This window comes from Campylobacter sp. IFREMER_LSEM_CL2090 (genome assembly GCF_025771865.1).
GTDB lineage: Bacteria > Campylobacterota > Campylobacteria > Campylobacterales > Campylobacteraceae > Campylobacter_D > Campylobacter_D lari_D.
Map to the genome: position 1 here is coordinate 1 of NZ_JAKMRA010000001.1, position 21,119 is coordinate 21,119.

General features: G+C 29.3%; 22 protein-coding genes and 2 pseudogenes. 11 read left to right on the forward strand and 13 right to left on the reverse strand.

Annotated elements, in window-relative coordinates:
- The 4 genes and pseudogenes from L8V85_RS00005 to argS all read left to right on the forward strand — a co-directional run.
- A pseudogene (locus L8V85_RS00005) lies at positions 1-352 on the forward strand (highly acidic protein); the annotation flags it as partial.
- Positions 349-963: a guanylate kinase gene (gmk, locus tag L8V85_RS00010; RefSeq protein WP_220566902.1), complete on the forward strand. Its 615-nt coding sequence runs from the start codon at positions 349-351 to the stop codon at positions 961-963. The pseudogene L8V85_RS00005 and the gene gmk, both read left to right, overlap by 4 nt.
- A 1-nt stretch (position 964) precedes the next feature.
- Positions 965-1,204: a twin-arginine translocase TatA/TatE family subunit gene (locus L8V85_RS00015; RefSeq protein WP_133318671.1), complete on the forward strand. Its 240-nt coding sequence runs from the start codon at positions 965-967 to the stop codon at positions 1,202-1,204.
- Between the two features lie 6 nt (positions 1,205-1,210).
- Positions 1,211-2,809 (forward strand): arginine--tRNA ligase, encoded by a 1,599-nt coding sequence (gene argS, locus L8V85_RS00020; RefSeq protein WP_412175238.1) that lies wholly within the window; start codon positions 1,211-1,213, stop codon positions 2,807-2,809.
- Here argS and L8V85_RS00025 read toward each other — a convergent pair.
- From L8V85_RS00025 to L8V85_RS00050, 6 genes are all read right to left on the reverse strand, one after another.
- Positions 2,806-3,324 carry a threonine/serine exporter family protein gene (locus L8V85_RS00025; RefSeq protein WP_263737184.1) on the reverse strand — a complete coding sequence of 173 codons (519 nt, stop codon included), beginning with the start codon at positions 3,322-3,324 and terminating at the stop codon, positions 2,806-2,808. The genes argS and L8V85_RS00025 overlap by 4 nt on opposite strands.
- On the reverse strand, positions 3,321-4,097 hold the full coding sequence (locus L8V85_RS00030; protein WP_220566900.1) for a threonine/serine ThrE exporter family protein: 777 nt from the start codon (positions 4,095-4,097) through the stop codon (positions 3,321-3,323). The genes L8V85_RS00025 and L8V85_RS00030 overlap by 4 nt, the downstream gene beginning before the upstream one ends.
- Positions 4,098-4,224: 127 nt before the next feature.
- Positions 4,225-4,830: a DedA family protein gene (locus L8V85_RS00035; RefSeq protein ID WP_263737185.1), complete on the reverse strand. Its 606-nt coding sequence runs from the start codon at positions 4,828-4,830 to the stop codon at positions 4,225-4,227.
- Between the two features lie 50 nt (positions 4,831-4,880).
- Positions 4,881-5,309 (reverse strand): trehalose-6-phosphate synthase, encoded by a 429-nt coding sequence (locus tag L8V85_RS00040; protein ID WP_263737186.1) that lies wholly within the window; start codon positions 5,307-5,309, stop codon positions 4,881-4,883.
- A gap of 48 nt (positions 5,310-5,357) precedes the next feature.
- Complete coding sequence (locus tag L8V85_RS00045) at positions 5,358-5,840, reverse strand: peptidylprolyl isomerase (protein ID WP_133318677.1); 483 nt, start codon at positions 5,838-5,840, stop codon at positions 5,358-5,360.
- Positions 5,841-5,849: 9 nt separating this feature from the next.
- On the reverse strand, positions 5,850-6,557 hold the full coding sequence (locus L8V85_RS00050) for a YebC/PmpR family DNA-binding transcriptional regulator (protein WP_263659021.1): 708 nt from the start codon (positions 6,555-6,557) through the stop codon (positions 5,850-5,852).
- A gap of 80 nt (positions 6,558-6,637) precedes the next feature.
- Here L8V85_RS00050 and L8V85_RS00055 point away from each other — a divergent pair, with 80 nt between their 5' ends.
- From L8V85_RS00055 to L8V85_RS00070, 4 genes are all read left to right on the forward strand, one after another.
- Positions 6,638-7,183, forward strand: coding sequence for a GNAT family N-acetyltransferase (locus tag L8V85_RS00055; protein ID WP_263737187.1), 546 nt, complete (start codon positions 6,638-6,640; stop codon positions 7,181-7,183).
- Complete coding sequence (locus tag L8V85_RS00060; RefSeq protein ID WP_263659023.1) at positions 7,184-7,375, forward strand: cation transporter; 192 nt, start codon at positions 7,184-7,186, stop codon at positions 7,373-7,375.
- Positions 7,365-9,485 (forward strand): heavy metal translocating P-type ATPase, encoded by a 2,121-nt coding sequence (locus L8V85_RS00065; RefSeq protein ID WP_263737188.1) that lies wholly within the window; start codon positions 7,365-7,367, stop codon positions 9,483-9,485. The genes L8V85_RS00060 and L8V85_RS00065 overlap by 11 nt, the downstream gene beginning before the upstream one ends.
- A gap of 66 nt (positions 9,486-9,551) precedes the next feature.
- Complete coding sequence (locus L8V85_RS00070; protein ID WP_263666126.1) at positions 9,552-10,076, forward strand: DUF2165 family protein; 525 nt, start codon at positions 9,552-9,554, stop codon at positions 10,074-10,076.
- 45 nt (positions 10,077-10,121) lie between these two features.
- On the opposite strand, the gene L8V85_RS00075 is transcribed toward L8V85_RS00070, so the two are convergent.
- The 5 genes from L8V85_RS00075 to alaS form a co-directional block, all read right to left on the reverse strand.
- Entirely contained in the window at positions 10,122-10,694 is a 573-nt protein-coding gene (locus L8V85_RS00075; RefSeq protein ID WP_263737189.1) for a sulfite oxidase heme-binding subunit YedZ, read from the reverse strand.
- Positions 10,694-11,587, reverse strand: a complete 894-nt coding sequence (gene msrP / locus L8V85_RS00080; RefSeq protein ID WP_133318683.1) for a protein-methionine-sulfoxide reductase catalytic subunit MsrP — start codon at positions 11,585-11,587, stop codon at positions 10,694-10,696. Before msrP ends, L8V85_RS00075 begins: the two co-directional genes overlap by 1 nt.
- An 84-nt stretch (positions 11,588-11,671) precedes the next feature.
- A complete protein-coding gene (locus L8V85_RS00085) occupies positions 11,672-13,603 on the reverse strand; it encodes a PBP1A family penicillin-binding protein (protein ID WP_133318971.1) in 1,932 nt (643 codons plus the stop codon).
- The gene (maf, locus tag L8V85_RS00090; protein ID WP_258107611.1) at positions 13,603-14,145 is read right to left on the reverse strand and encodes a septum formation inhibitor Maf; all 543 of its coding nucleotides are present in this window, start codon (positions 14,143-14,145) and stop codon (positions 13,603-13,605) included. The genes L8V85_RS00085 and maf overlap by 1 nt, the downstream gene beginning before the upstream one ends.
- Positions 14,145-16,682 (reverse strand): alanine--tRNA ligase, encoded by a 2,538-nt coding sequence (alaS, locus tag L8V85_RS00095; protein ID WP_263737190.1) that lies wholly within the window; start codon positions 16,680-16,682, stop codon positions 14,145-14,147. The genes maf and alaS overlap by 1 nt, the downstream gene beginning before the upstream one ends.
- 108 nt (positions 16,683-16,790) lie before the next feature.
- Here alaS and L8V85_RS00100 point away from each other — a divergent pair, with 108 nt between their 5' ends.
- Genes L8V85_RS00100 through hemH form a run of 3 tightly spaced genes read left to right on the forward strand, consistent with a single transcriptional unit; the run spans position 16,791 to position 19,629 of the window.
- A complete protein-coding gene (locus L8V85_RS00100; RefSeq protein ID WP_263737287.1) occupies positions 16,791-17,867 on the forward strand; it encodes a DegT/DnrJ/EryC1/StrS family aminotransferase in 1,077 nt (358 codons plus the stop codon).
- Positions 17,864-18,721, forward strand: coding sequence for a Gfo/Idh/MocA family protein (locus L8V85_RS00105; RefSeq protein WP_263669848.1), 858 nt, complete (start codon positions 17,864-17,866; stop codon positions 18,719-18,721). The genes L8V85_RS00100 and L8V85_RS00105 overlap by 4 nt, the downstream gene beginning before the upstream one ends.
- A 2-nt stretch (positions 18,722-18,723) precedes the next feature.
- A complete protein-coding gene (gene hemH / locus L8V85_RS00110) occupies positions 18,724-19,629 on the forward strand; it encodes a ferrochelatase (protein ID WP_263669847.1) in 906 nt (301 codons plus the stop codon).
- Positions 19,630-19,637: 8 nt separating this feature from the next.
- On the opposite strand, the gene L8V85_RS00115 is transcribed toward hemH, so the two are convergent.
- Both L8V85_RS00115 and L8V85_RS08385 read right to left on the reverse strand, forming a co-directional pair.
- Entirely contained in the window at positions 19,638-20,603 is a 966-nt protein-coding gene (locus L8V85_RS00115; protein ID WP_412175239.1) for a BspA family leucine-rich repeat surface protein, read from the reverse strand.
- Positions 20,604-20,617: 14 nt separating this feature from the next.
- Positions 20,618-20,845, reverse strand: a pseudogene (locus L8V85_RS08385) (BspA family leucine-rich repeat surface protein); the annotation flags it as partial.
- Positions 20,846-21,119: the final 274 nt, after the last annotated feature.

Below are 21,119 nucleotides of genomic sequence, written 5' to 3' on the forward strand. Positions count from 1 at the left end.
GGAAAATATAGAGGAAAATATAGAGGAAAATATAGAGGAAAATATAGAGGAAAATATGAGCGAAATTTTAGACGATACACAAGATGAGTTTGCAAATTTAAATGAAAATGATATTATGTTGGCTTTAGGCGAAGAGCTTGCTCCAGCTATTGTAGAAAAGAAAGAAGAAAATAGATTAAGCACTCAAGAAAAAATAGAAAATTTACAAGAAGATGAAATGGTAAATGAGCTTAGTAAGAGTATAGCTCAAACCATTACTTCAAGTATTACTGATGATACTTTAAAGGCAGCCTTGAAAGGTATGAAGATGAATATAAACATCAATATAAGCTTTGATGAGGATAAACATTGAGCGGTCAAATTTTAATTATTTCAGGGCCAAGTGGAGCAGGTAAGAGTACCTTGCTTCAAAAACTTTTTAAAGAAAAAGATAATATTTATTTTTCTATTTCAAGCACAACAAGAGCTCCTAGGGAAAATGAAAAAAATGGAGTAGATTATTTTTTTATCAGTGAAGAAGAATTTAAACAAGGTATAGAAAAAGGTGATTTTTTAGAATGGGCTTTAGTGCATAAAAATTACTATGGTACATCGTTAATTCCTGTAAAAAAAGCATTGCAAGAGGGTAAAAGTGTCATTTTTGATATAGATGTGCAAGGCTTTTGCATAGCTAAAGAAAAAATGCCTAATTATATTACTTCTGTATTTATCACAACTAAAGATAAAAAAGAACTTGAAAAAAGATTGCTTAAGCGAAATACTGATAAAATAGAAGATATTAGCAAAAGATTAGAAAATGCTAGTGATGAAATGGCTTATTTGGATCGATATGATTTTTTAATCATAAATGATGATCTAGAAAAAAGTTATAGGGAGTTAGAAGCAGTTTTTGAAGCTTCAAAATTAAAAAGTACAAAACATGATTTAAAACAAATTCAAATTCAATGGAATAAAGGAGAATAAAATGCATATGCCAAGTGGAACCCAATGGTTAATCATATTACTTATTGTAGTATTACTTTTTGGTGCTAAAAAAATTCCAGAGCTTGCTAAAGGTTTAGGAAAAGGTATTAAAACTTTTAAAGATGAAATGAATACTGATGATGATAAAAAAATCGTTCAAGAAGATGCACAAAAAATTGAAAAAATCAACGAGAAAGATGTGCTGGTAAAAGAAAATAATGAAGAAACAAAAAAAGCTTAAGGCGATATGTTGAAAACTTTAGTTTATAAAGAAATTAAAGAGAAACTAGGAAGAGATTTTATCTTAGAAAATCCTAAGAATAAAAATTTAGCCCATTTTGCTACACCTTTGGCTTTTTCTTTAGCTAAAGAATTAAAGCAAAACCCTATAATAATTGCTAATGATATTGTTGCTAAGTTAAAAGATTGTGATTGTTTTGAAAGTGTAGAGGCTTTAAATGGTTATGTAAATTTTAAGCTTTCAAAGACTTTTTTAAATTCTTTGGCTACGCAAGCTTTGAGTGATAGTGAAAATTTTGCAAAAGATGAAAAAAAAGAGCAGAGTTTTTTGCTTGAATATGTTAGTGCAAATCCAACAGGACCTTTACACATAGGGCATGCTAGAGGGGCTATTTTTGGTGATACTTTAACTAGGGTTGCTAGACATTTAGGATATAAATTTGATACAGAATATTATGTTAATGATGCGGGTAATCAAATTTATCTTTTAGGTCTTTCTATATTGCTTGCAGTAAAAGAGCATTGTTTAAAAGAGCAAGTTCGATATCCTGATGAGTATTATAAAGGTGAATATATCATAGATGTGGCAAAAGAGGCTTTTGCTGAATTTGAAAAAGATTTTTTTATAGAAGGAAATATTCCACAATTAGCGCTTTGGGCTAAGGATAAAATGCTAAAAATTATTAAGCAAAATTTAGCCGATGCTAAGATATTTATTGATACTTATGTGAGTGAAACAAGCTATTATAGTGAATTAGAAAATACTTTAAAAGCCTTAAAAGAGCATGGTGGTACTTATCAGCAAGATGGTAAAATATGGCTTGCATCAAGTGCTAAAGGTGATGAAAAAGATCGTGTGATTATTAAAGATGATGGAAAAGGAACTTATTTAGCTGCTGATATAGTTTATCATAAAGATAAAATGAGTCGTGGTTATGATAAGTGTATCAATATATGGGGGGCTGATCATCACGGCTATATAGCTAGAATGAAAGCTGCTATGGAATTTTTAGGTCATGATAGTCAAAATCTTGAAATTATCTTAGCACAAATGGTTTCACTCTTAAAAAATGGCGAGCCTTATAAGATGAGTAAAAGAGCAGGAAATTTCATTTTAATGGGTGATGTTTTAGAAGAACTTGGTAGTGATGTGCTAAGATATATTTTTATCAGCAAAAAATGTGATACGCATTTGGAATTTGATGTAGATGAGTTTAAAAAAGAAGATAGCTCTAATCCTGTGTATTATATTAATTATGCTCATGCGAGAATTCATCAAGTATTTGCCAAAGCAGGTAAGAGTGTAAATGATGTTATATATGCTAAATTTGAGAGTTTAAATGAAGATGGTATGAATCTTTTGTTTGAAAGCTTAAATTTAAAAGCAGTACTTAATGATGCATTCGAATCAAGAGCCTTGCAAAAAATTCCTGATTATTTAAAAAATTTAGCCTCTTTATTTCATAAATTTTATAATGAAAATAAAGTTGTTGGCTCAAGCAATGAAGATGAGCTTTTAAAACTTTTTGCCATATGTGCCTTGAGTATTAAAACAGCTTTTGCACTCATGGGAATAGAGGCAAAGAATAAAATGAATCACGATTAATTTTGATCGTGATTTTTGCTTTTTTTAATACTTCTTGTCATCATAAAGCTTTGTTCAAAAAATAAAAGCAAGGTTATGCTTACTCCTACTGCTAGAGCTAATGTTACCGAAAGTGTTGTAAAGAAATAATCAAAAAAATGAATCAAAAAATTAGTTTTTTCGCCAATATCCTCTGAGCGTATAAAAGAAATCAAATACAATATAGCTTTGTATGCGTAAATTCCGGGTATCATAGGGATAAGAGCAGGAAAAGCTATAATTTCAGCGGGTGTTTTAAAAATCTTAGCCAAAAACAAACCAAGACAACCTATGCTAAAAGAAGCTATAAAGGTCGCAATAGCCAAGGTTTGAAAGCCAAAATACCCCATTAGAGTAAAACGCATACCATGTGCTATGGCGGCCAATATGGCTGAGAGTATGAGTGTTTTAAAGGGTGGATTGCACACATAAGCAAAACCAAATCCTGTTAAAGCTGCAAAAAACATATCCCAAAATATAGAAGAATAATCAATCATCTTAAAATTCCAAAGTCACTAATGCTAAGAGTGGTATAAATTCCAATAGCAATACAGCATACCAATATCGCCACACTAATAATACGACTAAAACCCATAAGTATGTGATCTTTTAAAATATCTATAATTGAGTTTATAAAATAAACTCCAGGTATTAAATACAAGATACTAGAACCCAAAGCAATATTTGCTTCTTGTATAAGCTTTAAATCCACTCCAAAAAACACAATAAAAGAAGATAAAAAAGAGCAAAAAATATATTGAATTCTTAAATCAATTTTTATTCTAGTGAGTAAAACTCTCAAACTAAAACCAACCAAAGTAGCTAAAAATACAAATAAACATCCATAAAAATCTCCCCCAAATAGCTTACAAAAGGCCGAATTTGCTGCTGAAACTAAAAATAAATTAGCTAAAAAAGGATTTCTTTTGGTTTGTTTGAGTTTTAAAAGAGAAATTTTAGCTTCTTCTAGGTTGTATTTATGATCATGAATTTGCCAACTTAATGCACTAAGTTCTAAAATAAGTTTAAAATTAATATGATTGTGTTTGTTAGGTATGATGTAGGTTCTTTGTATAGAGTTATCATCTTTATCAAAAATATTTAGCGTAGTATGATGAAAGAAAAAATTCATATTAATTTCATAACCATACGCATTAGCTATCCTTCCAACGCATTTTGCTACTCTTGCTGTGTAAGTTCCTGCACTTAGAAAAACGCTAATATATTCGATTAAAAAATTAGTTAAATTTTGAATTGATGGTTTTTGCATAAATATTCTTTAAAATAGTTTTTAAAGATTTTATCAAAATTAAAATATAAAATCTTATAAATTTAAAATATTTTTGTAAAAATATTAAAAACATATGCACTAGGTAATTTAAGGAAGTTAATAAAATTTAAGTGTGATTTTTCTTTTTTTGTATATAAATATAGATAGTTAAAAGCATACTTATAAAAATAATACAAGCAATAATAACAAAATGTAGATATTCTTTAAGTAAGTCTTCATTTTTACCTAAAATATAACCTAATATAAGTAAAATTAAACACCAAATTCCAGCTCCTAAACTAGTATAAAATATAAATTTTTTCAAATTCATTCTTGCAAGTCCAGCAGGTAAAGAAATGTATTGACGCAATCCAGGGATTAATCTACCGCTAAATGTTGATATTTCACCATGTTTATTGAAAAAGGCTTCAAACTGAGCAAATTTTGTTTCATTAACTCCAAAATATTTACATATTTTTAAAATAACATTACGCCCTAAAAAATAACATAAGTAATAATTTAATAAAGCACCCAAAAGAGCTCCAAAAGTCCCACAAAGTAGACATAGCCAAAAGTTAAGTTCGTTTTGATGAGCTAAATATCCAGCAGGTATCATCACTACTTCACTAGGAAAAGGAAAAAAGGAGCTTTCTATAAACATAAGAAAGATAATCCCCCAATAACCCCAATCTTTTGCAAGAGTAAGTAAAAAATCTATAATATCACCAAGCATAAACACCCTTTAATTTTTTAAACTAATGATATAAATTTAGTTTTAATGTTTTAAAAATATAGCATGGCTTTTGCACAAATGACTATTAAAATGCATAAAATCAATGCAATCAAGTGAGATTTTAAAGGATCTTTTCTTTTTAAAATTTTTATAAAAAACAAAGAATAACAAGTTAAAGCTAACATTGTTATTAGCAGCAAAAGCTTGATAAATAAAAATACTCCAAAATTGCTTGCAAAAAAATCCCAAAAAGAATTAAATTCATAAAAATTTAAAAGATAAAAACCACTCAATAAAAGCAAGATAAAAATACTAGCAAAAATAAAAATACTTGACTTGGTATAGGCTTTTTTAATTTTATCGCAATCTTCTTTGCTTTCGTGTTTATAAGCAAAGCAATAAACACAAACATCAAAAAATACATAGGCTATAAAAAATATAGCGCAGATAAGATGAATACAAATAAAAATAAAATGCATAACAAATCTCCTTAAAAAATCATAGCACAATTTTAAGGAGATGTAAAATTAAAGTTTTTCTAAAATTTGGATAGTTTTGATTTTATCTCCTGCTCTAATGCTATCTAGTACTTCTAAACTTTCTTTGTCTTCAGGATTGATTTGTCCAAAGATAGTATGCACTCCATCTAAATGAGGTTGTGGGCTGTGACAAATAAAAAATTGTGAACCACCTGTATCTCTACCAGCATGAGCCATAGATAAACTACCTCTTAAATGTTTGTGTTTTTGATCGTCACATTCACATTCTATCTCATAACCAGGACCACCTGAACCTATACCATAAGGACAACCACCTTGTATTACAAAATTTGGAATCACACGGTGAAAAACAAGCTCATCATAAAAACCTTCATTAGCTAAATTAGCAAAATTACACACAGTTTGTGGTGCTTCATCGGGAAATAATTCTAATTTCATATCACCTTTTTCGGTGCTAATGATAGCAAAATTGTATTTTTTTGCATCTTTTATGTCGATTTTTTTAAGCATTTTTTGCTCCTATTCTATGTTGGTATAAACTGCTTGTACATCATCATCATCTTCTAATTTATCAAGCAATTTTTCAATATCAAGAAGTTGCTCTTCGCTAAAGCTTACGGGGTTATTAGCAAGATATTCAAGTCCTGCTTTTTTAAGCACTAAGTCTTTTTTTTCTATGGCGTTACTAAGTTCACCAAAAGCAGTGTAATCACCTATAATCAGTAATTCTTCTTCATTTTGTTCAAGTTCTTCAAGTCCTGCATCAATGAGTTCAAGTTCAAGCTCTTCTAAATCTCCATCATATTTTTCAAGATGAAAAACAGCTTTATGTGAAAACATAAAAGTTAAAGAGCCATTTTGTAAAATTTCTCCACCATTTTTGCTAAAAATTGCTTTTACATTAGCCACTGTGCGTGTAGGATTATCACTCATACACTCAACAATGATTAAAGCTCCATGTGCTGCTTTTCCCTCATAGTGGATATTTTTAATATCAGCACTATCTTTTCCACTTGCTCTTTTAATAGCTGCATCGATATTGTCTTTTGGCATATTATTAGCTTTTGCAGTAGCTATGGCACTACGAAGCTTTGGATTCATATCAGGATCAGCTCCGCCTTCTTTTGCTGCTACTTGTATAGCCTTTGCAAGTTTTGGAAAAAGTTTGCTCATTTTATCCCATCTTGCTTCTTTAGAGGCTCTGCGATATTCAAACGCTCTTCCCATAAATTCTCTCTTTCTTATATTGTTTTAAAGTTAAAAGTATAAACTAAGAAGTCTAAATTTGATTTTAAAGGAGCAAAAGAGTGATCAGAAAAGCTAGGAAAGATGATGTTAAAAAATGCATACAATTGCTTGCTTTGGCAATGGATCATTTTATATATAAACTTAGTGGCTATAATGATCATCAAAAAGCCATAGAGGTTTTAGAAAATTTCTTCACTCAAGAAAATAATCGTTTAAGCTATGAAAATATATATGTTTATGAAGAAGATAATGAAATTTTAGGTGTGATTTGTTTTTATGATGGGGCTTTGGCAGATGAGCTAGATAAGCCTTTAAATGAGCATTTAGAATTTTTAGGAATTAATGAAAAAGTTTTAAAAGAATGCGATAATGAGTTTTATTTAGATAGTATTTGCGTAGATGAAAAGGCAAGAGGGAAAGGCATTGCTAAGAAATTGATTGAATATGCCTTCGATGAAGCTTTGAAAAATGATAAAAAACTTTCATTAATCGTAGAAGATGAAAATATAAATGCAAAAATGCTTTATGAAAAAATGGGTTTTAAATTTATAAAAAATAAAATTTTTCACACTTATAAATATGAATACAGAGAAAAAGGAGAATAAATGATTATAAAAACTAAAAATATTAATTGTCAAAGTTGTGTAAATTTAATCAAAGCTTCATTGGAAGATGAATTTGGTGCTATGCAAATAAGTGTTGAAAATAAAAGCATAGAGATTGATTTAAAAGCAGAGCAAGTTGAAGAGTTTAAAAAACAATTGCAAGATTTAGGTTTTGAGACAGATGAAGCATGAATTAAAGTTAAAAATAGGCAATATGACCTGTGTTAATTGCTCTAATGCTATAGAAAAAGTTTGTGCAAAAATTGATGGGGTAGAAGATGTAAGTGTTTCTTATGTCAATTCTAGTGGAGTGTTTTTGCTTAAAGATTTATCTTTAGAAGCAAAGATCAAAGAAAAAATTAAGGCTTTGGGTTTTGAGATATTACAAGAAGAGCAAAATTTATACGAATTTAAACTTAAAGAGCTTAAAAATATGAAAACAAAGCTTATTGTGAGTATAATTTTAAGCTCTATTGTGATGTATTTTGAAATGTTTGTTCAAGGAAATGTTTCTGCTTTAATTCAAATGTTTTTATCTATGATAGCGATTTTTTATTGTGGAAAAGGTTTTTTTATCCACGCTCTTAAAGGATTAAGGCATAAAAATTTAGATATGAATACCTTGATATCCTTAGGTGCTTTTACTTCTTTTATATATTCTTTTTTTGTGTATTTTGAGGTATTTAGTAAAGATGGTTATTTGTATTTTAGTGGCGGAGCGATGATTGTAAGCTTTGTTTTATTAGGTAAATACTTAGAAGAAAAGGCTAAATTTAAATCCTTAGAATATCAAAACAAACTAAAAAATATAGATATTAAAAAAGCTAATATAATCTTAGAAGATGCAAGTATAAAAAGCATACCTAGTGCTTTTGTAAAAGAAAATGATGTGATTTTAGTGAAAGAGGGTGAAAGCGTTGTTGTTGATGGGGTGATTATAGCAGGCGAGGCTGAGGTTGATGTGAGTTTTTTAACAGGAGAATTTTTACCACTTTTGAAAAAGCAAAATGATGAAATTCTAGCAGGAAGTGTGTTGATTAATGGAAGCTTAAAGATTAAAGCTAGTAAAAAGGCGATTGAAAGCTCATTAGAACAAATTAAAGATCTTGTTTTTAAAGCAGGCAATATCAAAACACCTTTAGCAAATTTAGCTAATAAAATTTCAGCTTATTTTGTAGCTTGTATTATTGTTTTATCGCTTTTTGTGTTTGTTTTTTGGTATTTTAAAGAAGGAGTCAACGCAGCATTTTTACATGCTTGTGCCACTCTTTTAATCTCTTGTCCTTGCGCTTTGGGCTTAGCAACCCCTATAGCCATAGTTAGTGCTTTAGCAAATGGTGCAAGAAATTTTATCTTAGTAAAAAATCCAGCGGTATTAGAGAATTTAGCTAGTATAAAACTTGCTATTTTTGATAAAACAGGCACTTTAAGTCAAGATGATTTAAGTGTTTATAAGCATGATCTAACTCAAGAAAATTTTCAAAAACTCACGCAAATTGAAAATTTAAGCTCACATCCAATCGCAAAGGCTTTTACTAAAAAATTGAATGTAAATTTAAATTTACAAGGAAAATTAAGTGTTTTAGTGGGTAGTGGTTTGCTTTATGAGGAAAATGATGATAAATATTTAATAGGCAATGAAAAATTAATGCTTGAAAATAGTGTTGATATACAAAAAAGCAAGCAATTTTTGCAAGAATTTGAAGATCAAGCACCTATATGTTTGTATTTTGCAAAAAATAATATTTGTCTTGGCGGGGTTTGTTTAAAAAATGAACTTAAAAACGAAGCTAAAAATTTGATAGCAAATTTAAAACAAAAAGGTATAAAAAGTATTATTTTAAGTGGTGATAATAAAAAAAGTGTTACTAAAATAGCAAATGAGCTTAATGTTGATGAATATTATTCTGATTTAAAACCTGATCAAAAACTTGATTTCATAAAAGAAAAAATCAAAAAAGAAAAAGTTCTTTTTGTAGGAGATGGTATCAATGATGCTCCTGCTTTAAATTTAGCTAGCGCAAGCATAAGTTTTTCTAAAGCAAGTGAGCTTGCTAAAAAAAGCGGAGATTTGATTTTGATAAAAGATGATTTATCTTTAGTAGCTTATTGTTTTGAGCTTTCTCAAAGAACTAAAAATATCATCAAACTTAATCTTTTTTGGGCTTTTGTTTACAATGCTTTATGTATTCCCATTGCGGCAGGTCTTGTGCCATTTATAAGTCTTAGTCCGCATTTGGCAGCTTTAGCAATGTGTTTTAGTTCAGTAACGGTTGTAGTCAATTCTTTAAGATTGCGTTAGATATTTCAGTTTTATTTAATATTTGTTGTATTATATTAATATAATTTTAACAAAAAGGAGTATTTAATGAATTGCAATTGTAGTTTTTCTATGATGAGTGTAATAAGATATTCTAAAATGATTATCTTGCTTACCGTTGCCTCTTTGGCTGCTATTGTTGTTTTTGGTAATATAACTGATTATAATTCAAATTTTCAGTTTGTAAAACATGTTATGAGTATGGATACTAAGCCTGATTATTTAGGTAATGCTATTGTTTATAGGGCTATTACAAATTCTACGATCCATCATATTGCTTATATCTTTATTATTTGTTTTGAAGCTTTTATTATGCTGACTGCTTTAAAAGGTGCTTTAGATATGTTTAAAGCAAGAAATTTAGATGCAAAAACTTTCCATGAAGCTAAAAAATTTGGAATCATTGCTTTAACTTGTTGTTGTTTGTTATGGTTTTTTGGTTTTCAAGTGGTGGCTGCAGAGTGGTTTGGCATGTGGATGAGTAAAACTTGGAATGGTTTGCCTGATGCTACTAGATTAGTAACCTATATGCTTTTAGCATTAGTTTATATTAGTATTAAAAACGATGATTAAATCACAAACTCTCTGTTGAGGGTTTGTGAAAAATATAAAATGTTTTTATAATGATTGAGCTTGTAAATATTTATTTCTTCTTTTTTTGTAATTATTCCATAATTTAAAAAACAAAAAAATTAAAGCTAGACTCAGTGCTAAAAAATGTGGAATTTGCGGTATTTTTGCAGATAAAAAATAATGCCAAGATACTAGTAAAAAGCAAAAATAGCCAAATTTTCTTATCTTGCTTAATTTTTTAAAAAGCTTAAATGAGCTTATAAACATAAGTGTGAGTATGAAAAAGCTTATAAAACCACTAAATTCTAAATTTTTACTAAAAGTATCTTTGAAAAAAAGCATTAAATCTAAATTTTTACTAAAAGCAAAGTAATTAAAAAAGTGAATCAAAACCCAAAAAAATGCATAAAAACCTAAAAATTTAGGGTAATCTTTTGTGTGTTTATACTTTAAAAGTGAAAAAAATAGGCTTAATCCAAAAAAGATTAAGCCAAATACACCACTATAAAAATATACAGATTTTACAATATCAAATTCTTGCATGATTTGATAAACACTAAAAACAATACTTAAAACAAAAGCTAAAAATCCACTGATATTATAAACTTTTTTGCTCATTAAAAATTAACCTTTAAATCCATATCTTTATACAAATGCGCTACTTCTTTTTCATAGCCATTAAACATTTGCGTAGGCTTAGTGAAAAAATCTCCCAAAGGACGCTCGTTTGCTTGAGACCATCTTGGGTGAGAGACATTTGGATTAACATTAGCATAAAATCCATATTCTCTAGGGTTTGCTAACTCCCATGTGCTTTTAGGTTGTTCTTTGGTAAATTCTATTTTTACAATAGATTTTATACTTTTAAAGCCATACTTCCATGGAACTACAAGGCGAATCGGTGCTCCATTTTGTCCTAATAAAGGCTTTTTATACATGCCCACAGCCATAAGTGTTAGTGGGTGCATAGCCTCATCTAATCTTAAGCCTTCTACATAAGGATAATCAAGAGTTGGAAAAAATGAGGCTTGATCGGCAAATTGATTTTTATCAAAAAGAGTGGTAAATTTTATAAATTTAGCCTCACTTTTAACTTTACATTTTTCTATTAAAGCACGCAATTCAAAACCAACCCAAGGCACCACCATGGACCAAGTTTCAACACAGCGAAATCTATAAATTCTCTCTTCTAATGGAAAAGCCAATAAATCTTGCATAGTTAAAGTCAAAGGTTCTTCAACTTCCCCGCTAACTTCTATTTTCCAACCATTTGTGTTGAAATTTTTTGCAAGCTCAACAGCTCTTTTTTTATCAGTAGAAAATTCATAAAAATTAACATAATTAGTTGCAATTTTTTCTTCACTTAAATTTAATTTTTCATTGTTAGGATCAGGAAAGAAATTTAATGCCATTAATTCAGATTGAACTAAAGCTGAACTAACTAAAGCTCCAGCACCTAGTTTTAAAAAATGGCGTCTTTTGTTATATAATTGTTCGTTTGTGATATTCATGAAGCATCCTTTATATATTTTGTGATATTAAAACATATAAAGGAAAATAGAAGGATAATTTTTATTATTTTATAAAAAATATTTTTAAAAAATTACCTCATTATTTTCAGATAGAGCAGGGTTGTTTTTTGGAAATGGAGAAGTATTGGTGTAGTACTCTCTTTGTTTTTCATAAATTCCTTGATAAACCCCTTTTGGGATGATAAATTTTCTAGCGCTATCAGGATAAAGTTCTAAGTATTTTGTTAAAAATTCTTTAAAAACCGGCGCAGCAGTTCTTGCACCACCTTCTATTTGTTTCATAGGCTTATTATCATCATTTCCATACCAAATGATAGCTTCTATTTCAGGAGTTAAGCCACAAAACCACGCATCTATACTTTTATTTGAAGTACCTGTTTTTCCAGCTATTTCAATCCCTTCTACTCTAGCATTACGCCCAGTGCCTTTTTTTACAACATTTTGCATCATATCATTGACTAAAAAAGCTTGTTCAGGTTCACTGATTTTTCTTTCTCCGGAATTAAATTCTACTACTATTTTACCATTTTTATCGATTACTCTTTTAATGAGTAATAAGTCTTTTTGCACACCATAGTTTCCAAATACCGTGTAAAGTTTAGCATAATCATAAATGGAAATTCCAAAGCTACCCAAAACTATAGATAAATCAACCGGTATGTTTTCAAAGCCCATAAATTGAAGCTTATCGTGGATTACATCAAGTCCTAGGGCAAGAGCTAAATTTATGGTAGCTAGGTTTCTTGAGCCAGTTAGCGCTTCTTTTAAACTTATGAGTCCTAGAAATTTTCCACCATAATTTTTAGGTTTCCAATCTTTCTCATCTTTTTTAGTACTTTCAAAAATTCTTGAAATATCAGCAACCTTACTCATAGGAGAATAGCCCATGTCAATGGCAATTTGATATAAGAAAGGCTTAAAAGAACTCCCCGGTTGTCTTAAGCTTTGAGTGGCGCGGTTGAAATTACTTTTTGTGTAATTTACCCCGCCAACTAAGGCTAAAATGTCTCCATTTTGATGATTTGCTACTATCATAGCTCCATTGAGTGTGCTTAAATTTGCATCTTTATCTCTTTTAACTATTTCATCATAGCCAAATTTTAAGGCTTCTCTTGCAATATTTTGCACATCAAGATCGATAGCAAGTTCTATTTTATAGCCACCACTTTTTAAGTCTTTAATCCCGCTTAGTTGTTTTAAAACTTCTTGAGTAACATAAGGGGCTGCATTTTGTGTTAAAGTATCATCATATACTTTTGGAATTTCTTTTAAGGCGTTTTCATACTCTTCTTTAGAAATCCAACCAAGATTATACATTCTTTGTACTACGCTATTTGCTCTAGCTAAAGAAAGATCTAAATGTCTAGTAGGATCATAAGTACTTGGAGCCTTTGGCATACCTACCAAAATGGCAATTTCTTTTAAGCTAAGCTCATCTAAATTTTTTCTAAAATACCCAAGCGCAGCAGTTTTTACTCCATAATATCCATGTCCAAAGAAGATGAAATTTAAATATCTTTCTAAAATTTGCTCTTTAGTTAAAGTGTTTTCTATCTTATATGCAAGCAAAGCTTCTTTTAGCTTTCTGCTCAAAGTACGCTCAGGAGTTAATTCTGTATTTTTTATGAATTGTTGAGTAAGAGTGGAAGCTCCTTCCATAGTTTTTCCACCGCTTCTTATGATTTTAATAGCTGCTCTAAAAATTGCATCTATATTAACCCCGCCATGTTCAAAAAAGCTAGTATCTTCAATGGCTACCAAAGCTTCTATAAGTCTTGGTGGAAGTTCTTCATAAGGGGCATAAAAGCGGTGTTGCTCAAAAACATTTGCAACTAATTTTCCATTTTTATCAAAAATTTGTGTTGTAAGAGGCGGTTTGTAATCTTTAAAGGTATATTGATTTAAATCAGAATCAGAAAACAAATATGCAATAAATATAAAAACTCCAACCATGCATACTATACAAAAAGAAAGAAATATTTTTAAAATTTTTATCATAAAAATGCTTTCAAAAGTTCTATATTAAGCCCTAGTGCTGTACTTTGATGGCCTATGATTTTTTTAATGTATTTTTTATGAAATCCCTCACACATCACAGCACCGGCTTTACCTTGATAAAGTTTTGAATCAATGTATTCTTGTATATCTTTTAAATCAAATTTATCTAAGATCAAATCACATTTGCTAAGATTAAAAATCTTTTTATCTTCTAAAACTAAAATCATCGCGCTTAAAACGCTAATGCTTTTGCCACTTTGCAAATTGAGCATATTAAAAGCCTCATTGTCGCTTTTAGCTTTAGTAAGAATGATATTTTGAGCACAAACTATGCTATCAGCAAATAAAACATTTTTTAAGTCAGGATATTTTGTAAAAAATTGTCTTTCTTTTTCTAAAACAATTTTTTGCACATAAGAGCTTGGATTATCTTTTTTTATTAAACTCTCATCATAATCGATAATAATTTGCTCAAAAGCGATATTTGCTTCTTTTAGCAAAGCAACGCGTGAGGGCGAACTTGAAGCTAAATAAAGCATTAAGCAAGACTTTCTTCTATGATTTTTTTAGCATGATCAAGTGCTTGTTCTATTTTACTTGTATCTTTACCGCCAGCTGTTGCAAAATCATCTCTACCGCCACCGTTTCCACCAAGCATTTGTGCAATTTCTTTTACCAAAACACCAGCTTTTAACGAAGTGTCTTTAACACCTGCTGCTATGATAATCTTACCTTCTTTTTCTTGTAAAAGTAAAATTACAGCTTTGTTAAATTTGTTTTTAAACTCATCTATCATAGTTTTTATATCACCACTATCTATTTTTTGTACACAATATTGAATGCCATTTAGTTCTTTAGAGTTTAATTCTGTTTTGTTTGAATTTTTTAATTCATTTTTTAAACTGACTATTTCATTTTTTAATTTTGCTACATAGCCTAAAATATCTTGAGTTTTTAATTCTTCTTTGGCTTGATTAAGCTCTTTTAAATTTTCACTAACATAATCAAGTGCAGCTTTACTTACCACCGCTTCTATCCTTCTAACCCCAGCACTAACACCACTTTCTTTGATGATGTAAAAACTTCCTATTTCAGAGCTATTTTTCACATGAGTACCACCGCAAAGCTCTTTGCTAGCTCCTAGGGTTAAAACTCTTACTTTTTCTTGATATTTTTCACTAAATAAAGCTATTGCACCGCTTTTTTTAGCTTCATCTAAAGCTAAAATTTCAATTTTAGCTTCATTTGCTTGTATGATGTAAGTGTTTACTAAAGCTTCTATTTGCTTTAATTCTTCTTTATTTAGAGCTTTTGGATGAGTAAAATCAAATCTTAATTTATTATGTTCTACTAAAGAGCCTGCTTGGCTAATGTGTGAGCCAAGAATTTCTCTTAAAGCATGGTGTAATAAATGTGTCGCACTATGATGTCTTGCGATTTGTTCTCTTTTTTTAGTATCTATGCAAGCTAACACTTCATCGTTTGTTTTAAGATCTTGTTTTAATTTCACTTGACTAAGATTAATATCAAAGAATTTTTGTGTATCTAAAACCTCATTTTCATTGATAAAACCTATATCAGCACTTTGCCCTCCACTTGTTGCGTAAAATGGAGTTTTTTCAAGCATTAACCACGCTATATCTCCTGCCTTAGTTTCGGTTATGATTTTAAAATTTTCATCCAAAATAGCCATGATTTTAGTTTTTTCTTCATAATTTTCATAACCACTAAAAGTATTTTTGCCAAATTTTTCTAATAAAACTTTAAAGTCCCCGCTAACTGCTTTATCCCCACTTCCTTTCCAAGAAGCCTTAGCTCTATCTTTTTGTTCTTGCATAAGCTCATTAAATTTAGCCTCATCTATACTAAGATTTTTTTCTCTTAGCATATCTTGGGTTAAATCAAGCGGAAAACCATAAGTATCATAAAGTTTAAAAGCTACTTCACCACTAAAAATATCTTTAGTTTTTTTAAGTTCTTCGTTAAAAATTTCTATACCATTTTCAATAGTGCTTAAAAATCTTTCTTCTTCTAGTTTGATTTGTTCTTTAATAAATTCTTTTTTTTCATTTAAGTAAGTATAATGCCCACCCATTAACTCACAAACTACATCTACAAGCTCATACATAAAAGCTCTCTTAAGACCTAACAAATATCCATGTCTTAAGGCACGACGCATAATTCTTCTTAAAACATAGCCCCTGCCTTCTTTATCAAACCCAACTCCTTGAGCAAGTAAAAATACACTTGATCTTATATGATCAGCAATTACTCTATAACTAGCTCCGCTTTCATAAGTATAAGTTTTACCGCAAAGTTTTGCAATACTCTCAATAATAGGCATAAACAAAGAACTATCAAAATTACTAAATTTTCCTTCTTTTATAGCACTAACTCTTTCAAGCCCCATGCCTGTATCAATACTTGGTTTTGGTAATGGAGTAAGCGTTCCATCTGCACTTCTTTCATACTGCATAAAAACTAGGTTCCAAATTTCTAAGAACCTATCTCCATCTCCACCCATATAATCTTCACTAGAATTAAAATGCTCAGCGCCTTGATCATAAAAAATTTCACTACAAGGCCCACATGGTCCAGTATCGCCCATTTGCCAGAAATTATCTTTATCGCCAAATTTATAAATTCTTTCTTTTTCTATATGTTTTTGCCAAAGCTCATATGCTTCATCATCACTTTCATGAACGGTTACATATAATTTTTCTTTAGGTAATTTTAAAACTTCAGTTACAAATTCCCAAGCATAAGCAATGGCTTGTTCTTTAAAATAATCTCCAAAACTAAAATTCCCAAGCATTTCAAAGAAAGTATGATGTCTTGCCGTATAGCCTACATTGTCTAAGTCATTATGTTTTCCACCGGCTCTTATACAAGTTTGACAGCTTGTTTTACGCGGAGGATTAGGGCGTGGTACTTCTCCGGTAAATATGCTTTTAAAAGGTACCATACCTGCATTAGTAAAAAGTAAAGTCACATCATCAGGCACCAAAGGGCTTGAAGGAGTGATTTCGTGTCCTTTTGATTTAAAAAATTCTAAATATTCTTTTCTTATATCCATAGATTTTCCTAGCTAGTTTTTTGCTTAAAATAATACCAAAAATACTTTAAATTAAGTAAAACTATCTTATAATCATGATTTTAAATTTATAAGGTTAATATAATGAAAATTCCTTTTATAGACTTAAATGCTCAATATAATGCTTATAAAAATGAAATCGATGAGGCTATTGGTGAAGTTTTACAAAGCACCTCTTTTATAGGTGGTACAAAATTAGAAGAATTTGAAAACAATTTGGCTAAATATGTAGGTGTTAAACATGCAATAGGCTGTTCAAGTGGTACAAGCGCGTTATTTTTAGCCTTGATGGCTTTGGGTGTGGGTAGGGATGATGAGGTAATAGTGCCAAGTTTTACCTTTATAGCTACGGCTGAAATGGTTGCTCTAATCGGTGCTAAGCCTGTTTTTGTAGATATTGATTTTAAAGATTATAATCTTAGCTTAGAAAAAGTTCAAAGCGCTATCACGCCTAAAACTAAAGCTGTAATTGCTGTGAGTATTTTTGGGCTTATGCCTGATATATTTGCTTTAAAAGAACTTTGTAAAAGTCAAAACATTGCTTTGATAGAAGATAGTGCGCAAAGTTTTGGAGCTAGTCAAAAGGGTATAAAATCATGTGCTATAGCTGATATATCTTGCACGAGTTTTTTTCCGTCTAAGCCTTTAGGTGCTTATGGAGATGGCGGGGCGATTTTTACCAAAGATGATGAATTAGCGCAAAAAATAAAAATTTATTTAAATCATGGACAAGTGCAAAGATATAAGCATAAATACATCGGTATTAATGGAAGGCTTGATACCATCCAAGCGGCTGTTTTAAATGTGAAATTAAAATACTTAGATGAAGAGATTAAAAAAAGAGAAGTAATAGCAAAAGTTTATGATGAAAATTTAAAAAATTGTATTTTACCGCCAAAAAAAGATGATTTTGTGAGTGCTTGGGCTCAATATAGCGTGCGTGTAAAGAATAGAGAAAAATTCATGCAAAAATTACAAGAGCAAGGTATACCTACTGCGGTGCATTATCCTTTGGGGCTTCATTTGCAAGAAGCTTTCGATTATCTTGCTCATAAAAAAGGTGATTTGCCAAATACGGAGCTATTAAGTGATGAAATTTTATCCTTACCTATGAGTGCATTTTTAAAAGAAGAGCACCAAGCTAGAGTGATTGAGGCTTTTAAATGAAAATAGGGCTTATAGGCCTTGGTAAAATGGGTAAAAACCATTTAAGAGAACTCGAGCGTAATTTAAAAGTAAAAGAAATTCATCTTTATGATCCTTTTTGTAAAGATAAATTTAAACACTTTTTTCATAAAAATTTTGATGATTTTTTAGCACAAAATCTTAATGGTGTTATCATTGCCACGCCTACTCATACGCATTTAGATATAGCTTTAAAGGTTTTTCCTAAAATAAAAAATGTTTTAATAGAAAAGCCTTTGGCATTAAATGTAGATGAAATTTTAATTTTAGAGCAAAAAGCTAGAGAAAATAAAGTCAGAGTAGGGGTGGGCTTTTGTGAGAGATTTAATCCGGCTATTTTAACTTTAAAAGAAAAACTTTTAGAAGATGAGATTATAAGTATTAACATACAAAGAATTTCTCCTTATCCACAAAGAATAAATGATGTGGGTGTTTTAAGTGATCTTAGTGTGCATGATATTGACTTAGTTAGATTTTTAAGTCAAGAACAAATTTTAAAAGCAAATGTTTATAAAAGCTTTCATCATGATAAATTTGAAGATGAGGTAATGATAAGTTTAAAATTGGAAAATATTTTAGCAAATATCCATGATAGTTGGAATGGACAATGCATTATAAGAAAGATCACACTTTTAGGTAAAAAACATACTTATGAACTTGATCTTAAAAATTTTGAACTTTTTATTAATATGCAAAAAATTCCAAATTTATATAAAAATTCTCCTTTATATGCTGAGCATGAGGCTTTTTTCGAGTTTTTACAAAATGGGGTTTGTGAAAATTTGGCTAGCATTGAAGATGCTTTGAGAGTACAAGAAATTTTAGAAGGTGTTTGATAGTGAAATATGTCTTTTTTTTAAATATGGGTGGAGTGAATAAACTTGACGAATGTGAAGTTTTTTTAAAAAATATGTTTAATGATCCTTATATTTTAGGGATAAAAAATGTTTTTTTAAGAAAATTTGTAGCCTTTATAATAAGAAAATCAAGATTAAAAGCTATGAAACAAAACTATGAAAAAATGGGTGGGAAATCCCCACTTACTCAAATCACACAAAGTTTATGTGATAAATTAAATTCTAAAACTAGAGAATATAAATTCGATTTTATTAGTCTTTATGTACCACCTTTTGCAAATGAGGTTTTTTCAAAATATGATTTTCAAAAAAATGATGAAATTATTTTATTTCCTCTGTATCCTCATCATTCTAAAACCACTGTAACTAGTTCTTTAGAAGTAGTGGAAAATGAGCTAAGAAATATCCAAAACCAAGCTAATGTAAAAATCATTGATGTTTTTTATAAAGATGAACTTTATAATGAAATGATTATAAAGCATATTTTAGAAAAAAAAAGAGAATACGATTATAAAACTTTGATTTTTTCTGCGCATTCTTTACCACTTTCAGTGATTAAAAAAGGTGATTTGTATGAAAAACATGTGCAAGAGCATGTGGATATTTTAAAAGGAAAACTTAAAAATAAATTTGACCAAATCATTTTATCATATCAATCAAAACTAGGTCCAGTTAAATGGCTTGAGCCTAACACAAGTGATATTTTAGAAAGTTTAGATCAAAAAGCTTTGATTTATCCTATATCTTTTTGTATAGATTGCTCTGAAACGATTTTTGAGCTTGGAGTTGAATATAGGCACTTAGCAAAAAGCGATTATGAGCTTATTAAATGTCCTAATGATAGTGATGAGTTTATAGAGTTTATTTTAAATCAAGTAAAAATATAGTTTTTATATTAATGTTTTATAGCGGTATTAAAAAACATATATTTTTTTCTCGGGATATTTTCTAAATTCCAGTTTGATAGTTTTTGATTGAAATTTATACATCCACTAAACATACTTTGTGTGTTTATAACACTATCAATATTCCAATTGTTTAAATCTTGATTAAATTTTGGAGTTTTTGAAAAAGGAATTTTGAAAATAGATTCACAAAAAAATGCATATTCCATCCATAATACATTTGAAACATTCCATTTATCCAAAGCTTGATTAAAGCTAAAGCAATTTGAAAACATATAACTAATATTTATAACTTTAGTTACGTCCCAATTATTTAGATTTTGATTGAAATTTTCACAACCAGCAAAAGCCGCGTGCATGCTAATGATTTTGCTAGTATTCCATTTATCTAGTGGCTGGTTAAATGTTTTGCAATTGTAAAACATCCCAGCAATGGACTTTAAACTTTTTGTGTCCCAATTATTTAGATTTTGATTGAATTTTTTACATCCATAAAACATTTCATTCATGCTTGTTACATTTGATACATCCCATTCTTCTATACCACTAAAATCTTTTCTTTTGCTATTTTTAAATAAACAATCCATTTCTTGTATATTGCTTACATTGATATCTTTAAGGCTTGTGTTTAAATCATTAACTAAGGCTTTTAGTTCGCTTTTGGTTTTTGGATTATACATATGAGCATATTCTTTTTTACCAAAAAGAAAAGATTGTGTTGTATTGTTTTTGTGGTCTTTGAATAATTTCTCATATTGTTTAAAATTTGCCAAAGAAAATATGGATTTGCAACAGCCACTAAACATATTATCTTTGATAGTTATATTTTTTATGTCCCAATTATCAAGTGAATGCATGAAATTTTTACAATTTTCAAACATAGATTTTGAATTTGTAATTTTAAGTATATTCCATTTATCTAGAGATTGATTAAAACTTATGCAATTATAAAACATTTTAGAAGTTATTCTTAGATTAGATGTATTCCAAGAATTAATATTTTGATTAAATTTTTACACCCTTGAAACATTTTATGTGTATTAACAAGATTAGATGTATTCCATTTATCTAGAGCTTGATTAAAATTTTCACACCCTTGAAACATTTTAGCCATGTTTTTTACTTTGCTTACATCCCAGTTGTTGATATAGGAATTAAAATTTTTACATCCTAAAAACACTCCTTCCATGTTATCAACATTGTTTGTATCTCAAGTTTTTATACCTATAAATTTTTCTTCACTAATACTACTAAATAAATAGCTCATATCTTGAGTTAAACTTGTATCTATATTTTTAAGCGGAATATCTGATAGTATCAAATATTTAAGAGTTTCTTTTGTTTTTGGTTTGTGGATTATCTTTTTTGATTGCAGTTTGAGTAAATACAATATAACTAAAAACACAAGTAAAGTTATAAATAATAAAACCCAATACTTTAAATAAGCGAAACAAAAAAATCAATATAAAAAA

Bases quoted from the DNA above. Each gene is read 5' to 3' on its own strand.
- L8V85_RS00015 (WP_133318671.1), top strand. From the start codon at position 965: ATGCATATGCCAAGTGGAACCCAATGGTTAATCATATTACTTATTGTA.
- argS (WP_412175238.1), top strand. From the start codon at position 1,211: ATGTTGAAAACTTTAGTTTATAAAGAAATTAAAGAGAAACTAGGAAGA.
- L8V85_RS00025 (WP_263737184.1), bottom strand. From the start codon at position 3,324: ATGATTGATTATTCTTCTATATTTTGGGATATGTTTTTTGCAGCTTTA.
- L8V85_RS00030 (WP_220566900.1), bottom strand. From the start codon at position 4,097: ATGCAAAAACCATCAATTCAAAATTTAACTAATTTTTTAATCGAATAT.
- L8V85_RS00035 (WP_263737185.1), bottom strand. From the start codon at position 4,830: ATGCTTGGTGATATTATAGATTTTTTACTTACTCTTGCAAAAGATTGG.
- L8V85_RS00040 (WP_263737186.1), bottom strand. From the start codon at position 5,309: ATGCATTTTATTTTTATTTGTATTCATCTTATCTGCGCTATATTTTTT.
- L8V85_RS00045 (WP_133318677.1), bottom strand. From the start codon at position 5,840: ATGCTTAAAAAAATCGACATAAAAGATGCAAAAAAATACAATTTTGCT.
- L8V85_RS00050 (WP_263659021.1), bottom strand. From the start codon at position 6,557: ATGGGAAGAGCGTTTGAATATCGCAGAGCCTCTAAAGAAGCAAGATGG.
- L8V85_RS00060 (WP_263659023.1), top strand. From the start codon at position 7,184: ATGATTATAAAAACTAAAAATATTAATTGTCAAAGTTGTGTAAATTTA.
- L8V85_RS00065 (WP_263737188.1), top strand. From the start codon at position 7,365: ATGAAGCATGAATTAAAGTTAAAAATAGGCAATATGACCTGTGTTAAT.
- L8V85_RS00070 (WP_263666126.1), top strand. From the start codon at position 9,552: ATGAATTGCAATTGTAGTTTTTCTATGATGAGTGTAATAAGATATTCT.
- L8V85_RS00075 (WP_263737189.1), bottom strand. From the start codon at position 10,694: ATGAGCAAAAAAGTTTATAATATCAGTGGATTTTTAGCTTTTGTTTTA.
- msrP (WP_133318683.1), bottom strand. From the start codon at position 11,587: ATGAATATCACAAACGAACAATTATATAACAAAAGACGCCATTTTTTA.
- maf (WP_258107611.1), bottom strand. From the start codon at position 14,145: ATGCTTTATTTAGCTTCAAGTTCGCCCTCACGCGTTGCTTTGCTAAAA.
- alaS (WP_263737190.1), bottom strand. From the start codon at position 16,682: ATGGATATAAGAAAAGAATATTTAGAATTTTTTAAATCAAAAGGACAC.
- L8V85_RS00105 (WP_263669848.1), top strand. From the start codon at position 17,864: ATGAAAATAGGGCTTATAGGCCTTGGTAAAATGGGTAAAAACCATTTA.
- L8V85_RS00115 (WP_412175239.1), bottom strand. From the start codon at position 20,603: ATGTTTTATAATTGCATAAGTTTTAATCAATCTCTAGATAAATGGAAT.